A 5,758-nucleotide genomic window follows, 5' to 3' on the forward strand; every position below is an offset into this window, starting at 1 on the left:
CACTGCCTTGAATTTACTGCCGTCGATGGCGACCAGGTTTTCTCCAAAAAGCCCAAGCTGCTGGCACAGCACAACGAACTGGCGGCAGACCCCACGAATGGCTTTGCTGTTGCCCTTCCTGAAGTTGGCGATGGTCTTGAAGTCGGGCATCAAGCGCCCGGTTAACCACATCAGCTCAACGTTGCGTTGGGCTTCTTTCTCAAGACGTCGGCTGGATTGAATGCGGTTCAGATAACCGTAGATATAGATCTTCAGCAGGATCGCTGGGTGGTACGCAGGTCGGCCGGTTTCGGCTGGAATGACACGTTCAAAACCCAACGTGGCAAGGTCGAGTTCATCGACGAAGACATCTACCACGCGCACCGAATTGGTATCGCTGACGTAGTCGTCGAGGCTTTCAGGAAGCAAGGTGCTTTGACCTCGGTGTTCACCCTGGATAAACCGTTTCATGGACTTCCCTTGCGATGAAGCTCTCAGAAATCATAGCAAGGGTTTGTACGGGCGTTTTTACACACTCTGGGCCAGAAGCGGTCACTCACGATGTGGCTACAGTACGTGGGGCAATTCAGTGTGAGGCGTGGATGTGAAAGATGAACAGTGCTACAAAACGTAGACCTATTTACAAACAAAACAGTACTGTTACTAGGACTCGCGTGCCAGAGCATGCGACTTGCCCAGCCAGCATTTCAAGGATGTTTTATGCCGTCTCGCCCCCACGCCACTAATCCGCTTAAAGCTTGGCTGACCGAATTTTTTTTTACTCGCGGGCTATTTAGAGGCCCAAATGAGAAACCGCTTTACGGATATCAGGTTTCCGAGCAGGAGTACCTGTCACTAAAGGGTGCACTGCGGCAAAACTTCGCGCTGGCTTCCCACCCTATTCACGGCGGTAATTGGGCTGCCTGTTTTTGCCTATTCGTTGCTGAATACTTTCGCCGTGAATATGACGCCCAAGATGGCGGCTGGTCTTGGGCCGGCCCAGAAAAACGCTTAGGGCATAACTTGAGCCCTCAGCAGCACGCTGCGATGACGAGCAAAGGTCTCGAGTATTGGGGTCGTCCAATTAGGCAGCGCGAAAATGGCCGTGACTGGCTTGGCTCATTGTTCGCTGAAGGTGGTTTGCCGTGGTTGCTGGTGCAAAGTGAAACCCATGGTTTCGGTCGGGCCGTGCGCAAAGGACTGAAGCATTACTACCGTACTGAAGGTGGTCGACGCACCACCAGCGATCTGATGGCTGATTGCGAAAACTACCTACCGCAAACTTTCCGCAACTTAGAAACTCGGCAATTGTTGGCTGCGATTATTGAGCAGCTAATGTCGTTGGTTGAGCACTATTCACTCAAAGATCAAACAGATCCTGCGGCATATCTTGATCAACACAATCCGGGCTGGCGTTCGGACTTTCCCATTCCGCTAGATGAAGAAAATGCACGAACCCTGATTAATGAATGGCTGAAAGATGCCGTCCAGCGCCGTCAGGAGCGTACTGAGGCATTAGCCAAAGCCCGCGATTTTTGTTGCGAACACCACCTTCATGGTCAGTTACCAGCGTGGCACATACGCAGTGAACTGCTGCTACCTACTGAGGCCATATTATCCATTGATATCAGCCTGCTCAGCAGCACTCGACTAGAGCTGGGTTTCTATGAGGGTAAGCAACTGCTAGCGCGAGGCGGCGCTGTTTATGGGCAGTTAGTTGAAGGTGGCCTTAGGGTTCGTTTCCCTAATACCCAGATCACGCTGGCCCGTAAAAATATTGCTGAACCAGTGAGCTTGCGTTTGCTCGAGAATGGTCGGCAGGTACATGTATTTCGTTTTGACGATAGCGCTCTCGACATCGATGAGCAGCTGCTCATATTTGAGTCCCGTAGTAATACTTGGTGCTTGGTGGCTAGTGCCTCTTGCGCACTAACCACTAGCAGCGTGCGCATTAGAGTGCCGCAGGGGGCTGTCGTCGAGAACGGCACGGCGACCGAAGTGGCACGGGAGGCTTCCGGCGCATACTGGATTGAGGCGAGCCAAGATTTGGTTATACGCAAGGTCAATGAGTGTTATCAGATTGAGTTGAATCAACCCGTAGACGCGGCCTCAAAGCCATGCTTGGTTGGCACCTACTCCTTGTTTGACTCAAACCCCAGTAGCATATTCATTGGCTGGCCACGCCTTGAGTTGCCCGCAGAATACCCCTATCACCAAGATCAGCTGCTGCAGCTTGCCAACGGACAAAGCGTGAGCGGTCTGCGTAGCGCTAATCGTGTCGGGGTTATGCGTTATTGCATTCGTTCTGCTCATGGAAAAACGCTATTGCACCGCCGCTTTGGCGTGCTACCTGACGGTTTTACTCTGTCGCTGTTTCCCTCCATCAACAATCAACCCGCGCGTATGCTAGTGCGCAACGGACAAGCGCTAAAGCTGCAGATTCGCAACAGCGATCTGACGGCGCGTGACGGCGCGTCGGACCAGGGCCGCTTAATCTACCTGCATGCTGAAGGTGAAGAACCACCGGCAAATTTCACGCTAGAGATCAGTAGCGACTCAAGCATTGAGCCCGTGCAATTGCGCTTACCTTACCCGTATCAAGGTGCGCGTTTAATCGGTCACGATGAAAAACCATCGAGTAACCGGGAGCTAATTCTTGATGAGCTACTGGGGATGCGAGTTGCCCTGTCATCTGGACTTACTCAAGGCCAAGACTTTCATCTGCAACTGGAGCTAATCAGCCAGGCCAAGCCTAACCCCAAGCGTCGCTATGTGATCCATGTCGGTCCGACACCGCTGTTGCTTAATTTGTTCAGCTACCAAAGCGACATGCTGCAAATGCTCGGCGCAGTTAACGAACAAGATGCCTACATTCAGCTGACGCTAGAAACAGAACAGCGCCTGCTACGACTTAATGTGCGTCGCTACAACGGCCGCATCCAGTGGGAAGGTCGTATGATGTTTTCTATCACAGCGATAGCCAGCACTGGGATTTTGTCTGATGCAAAGGTCGAGGCGATGCTATTGCCAGATCCAAAGCGTGCGCCTGTACAGGTCTCTGAGCGTACCAGCGAAGGAGTAGGCACCGGCTGGTTTGTGCCGACCAATGCAATGCAGAGCGATGGTCCATGGTTGCTGTACCCAGCTAAGGACTCTGCTGTCCAATTCCGACCGCAACTCTTCATCGCATCGACAAAAATCGCTGACAGCTCTGGCGATGTGCACTCTCTGCATCTGGCCACGCAGCGTTTTCATCCGCTACATGCGGCACGAGTGATCGACGACCAGATTGCGGCCATGGCCAGCGACCTCAACCACAGCGGCTGGCAGTATCTGGCGGATATTAAACAAAACTTCAGCCATCTACCGCTCTCCTCGTTTGAAAGCTGGCTGTCACTCTCGCGCAATCCATCCGCTTTAGCTGCGGCCGTATTTCGTTTGGAGATGGACGAGACATTCTGTGGTCGCATTCGGGACGAGCTGGCCGTGATTTGGGAGTGTCTACCGTTACCGCTTTGGGTTTCGACCTATGCCAATTTTCGAGGTTGGCTCACCAAATTAGGCTTACCCGGCGCCATGATCGAAAACCTCGAAAACAACCGAAAGACGGTCTTGCGCAGCGTGGTGTCGGGATTCGACTACCTAGGAGACTATCTGTCTACGGGGGATAAACGTAGTCTCACCAAAGCGCCAGTGGAATATGTGTTGCCCGACTGGTATCAACACCTGCGGCGTAACCATGAGTCCAACCAGAAGTGGCCTACCGAATTAGGCCAAGAACTTTCCCAGTGGGCAGATAAGCAAGATCTGCCGCGTCTTGTTACAGCGCTCTCGCTGATTGAGTTTTCTGATGCTGTGACCTATTTGCCGATTTTCATGGCTTATGTCACCGCAGGCAAAACCACGCTTTCGGTCCTGCCAGGGGACTTGGCTTACCTTAAATTTTCCATGCGCATGCTTTCTGATTTTGATCGGCAGGGTTGGTACACCTGTGTTCACGCCATGATGGTTTCGTATTTGCTGGCCTCGTCTGACGACGCCTGAGGAGTTGTAATGCAGTCTTTCAAGGATTTAATCGAACAAAGCTTAAGCCGTACCTGTGAAGCCACACTTAGCGTACTGGGCATTAACGACACCGGACTGCGCCATCATCTAGCCGAGCAGATGAGCAATGAGCTTGGCGCCGAGGGTTGCTTTCTAGCGCCGCCAGTATTCGAGCACACGTTCGGCTGGCAAGAGTCTGGAACGACCCTGACGGATTTGCGCGGGTCGCTGCTTTCGCCGAGCCTATTGAATACCCTGCAAAATGCTCATGCCTATCAGTTTCCAGGAACAGCAAGGCCTTACGTCCATCAGCTACATGCTTGGCAAACGCTGCTGAGTAGCAAGCCTATGTCGGCGGTGATCACCAGTGGTACAGGCTCGGGTAAAACCGAGTGTTTTATGGTGCCGATTCTCGAGGATCTGGTACGTGAGCGTGAGAAGTGTCAAAAGCCTCTCATTGGAGTACGCGCGCTCTTTCTCTATCCATTAAATGCGCTAATCAACTCACAGCAAGAGCGTCTGGATGCCTGGACGCGCGACTATGGCCAAGACATTCGTTTTTGTTTGTATAACGGTAAAACAGAGGAAAGTGCGACCATTGTCCGTAAGTACCAGCAGACCAAACCTAACCAAATTCTCTCGCGCGAATTGCTGCGCAAAGAACCTGCGCCAATTTTGATGACCAATGCCACCATGCTTGAGTACATGCTGGTGCGTCAGGTCGATAGCCCCATTCTCGATATTTCTAGCCGGGAGCAATCCCTGCGCTGGATTGTATTGGATGAAGCCCACACCTACATAGGCTCACAGGCGGCAGAAATGTCGCTGCTACTGCGTCGTGTTGTACAAGCTTTCGGTAGAAATCCGGAACAAGTTCGCTTTATTGCGACCTCGGCAACCATCGCCGGTGAGGATGCTAAAGAGAACCTTCAGACTTACTTGGCCAGTTTGGCAGGCGTACGTTTGGATCAAGTTGAAGTTATTAGTGGCTCACGCGTTTGGCCTGACATCCAACAGAGCTGGACCCCGCAAAAATTAGAGTTCCAGTCTTTGCGTGAGATTGACGCAACCGCAGAAGTTTCAGCTGATCGCTTCACCGCGCTCACAACTAGTCATATCGCTCGCCAACTACGACATGCCGTAGTCAGTAGTGATAAACCGCTAGATCTAAACGATCTCGTGAGTTGCGTTGCCGATGAGCTGAAAAGCCCCAGTCAGGAAAAACGACAACGGGAGGTCCTCAATTGGCTGGACCTGCTAACGGGTACGCGTCGGAGTGCGCAGGAGCCACCATTTCTTAAACTTCGTATCCATTTATTCCAACGCATGTTACATGGCTTATGGGCCTGCGTAGATCCAAAGTGCAGCGCCAAGTCGAAGCATTTAACCGACTGGCCGTTTGGCAATGTGTACGTTACCCAGCAGGCGCGCTGCGAGTGCCGCGCGCCGGTGTATGAATTGGGGTTTTGTAACGACTGCAAGACCCCTCACCTGCTGGCTGAGGACCGTGCAGGGGAACTGCAGCAACGTAGCCCCTATGCAGGGGACGAGTTTGCTCTGCATTACGAAAATACCGAGGAAGACGCTCCGTTAAATCAGGAGATTACTTCGGTTGCCAAACACAGACGCTCGCAAAAAATGGTTCTGGCCGGTCTCCCTGTGGCGCACGATCCATATTTTTCAGTCAATTTGGATTTGGAAACGCAAACACTAGGTGGTCTGACCGCGAACAAAT

At 52.4% G+C, this 5,758-nt stretch carries 3 protein-coding genes; 2 read left to right on the plus strand and 1 reads right to left on the minus strand.

Features of this window, described 5'->3' with window-relative positions:
• Positions 1-450 (minus strand): transposase (locus tag NA619_RS24710; protein WP_255964412.1); only part of this gene is annotated, 450 nt, incomplete at its 3' end.
• Between the two features lie 249 nt (positions 451-699).
• Between NA619_RS24710 and NA619_RS24715 the strand changes: the two genes are divergently transcribed.
• Together NA619_RS24715 and NA619_RS24720 are read left to right on the plus strand one after the other, a co-directional pair.
• Positions 700-4,023: an STY4851/ECs_5259 family protein gene (locus tag NA619_RS24715; protein ID WP_255964413.1), complete on the plus strand. Its 3,324-nt coding sequence runs from the start codon at positions 700-702 to the stop codon at positions 4,021-4,023.
• A 9-nt stretch (positions 4,024-4,032) separates the two neighbouring features.
• The coding region (locus NA619_RS24720; RefSeq protein WP_255964414.1) for a DEAD/DEAH box helicase at positions 4,033-5,758 on the plus strand (1,726 nt) is incomplete at its 3' end.

The sequence above is a fragment of the Stutzerimonas stutzeri genome (assembly GCF_024448895.1).
Taxonomy (GTDB): Bacteria; Pseudomonadota; Gammaproteobacteria; order Pseudomonadales; family Pseudomonadaceae; genus Stutzerimonas; species Stutzerimonas stutzeri_Q.